We start from the raw sequence: 384 nt of genomic DNA, 5'->3' as shown, positions 1-384 counted from the left end.
GATGCGCCAGCGTGCGATGGTAGTTACCAGTAGCCTCGAAGCCGACGATGATCGGACGCCCGATGTCGCTAAGATCCGTGGCCAGGCGATCATAATCTGCCTTTGTCGCCATCACCGTCATGCGACGTCGGCGTCCGCCTTCTGGACGTTCGATCAGGACCTCCTGGCGGTGTTTGGACATATCGATGGCTACCAGCACGGCGTCGGTGGGATTAGAGCTACGCTTGGTCATGGTCGGTCTGTCTCCAAAGGGTTGAGTCGACAACTTCACTTTAGAGACCTGCGGGCCGATCATGACTGCCTTGATGAAGCCTGCGGGCGCTACGCGCCCTTGCCTTCATCAAGGCAGTGCGCCCCTTCGAGGGGCCGCTTCCCAATGTGCTA

Annotated in this window: 1 pseudogene; it reads right to left on the bottom strand. The window is 59.4% G+C overall.

Features of this window, described 5'->3' with window-relative positions:
- Window positions 1-232, bottom strand: a pseudogene (locus ACYPYD_RS12080) (IS110 family transposase); the annotation flags it as partial.
- Window positions 233-384: the final 152 nt, after the last annotated feature.

It is taken from the genome of Novosphingobium sp. 11B (genome assembly GCF_054589055.1).
This window is presented reverse-complemented; position numbering and strand designations above follow the sequence as displayed.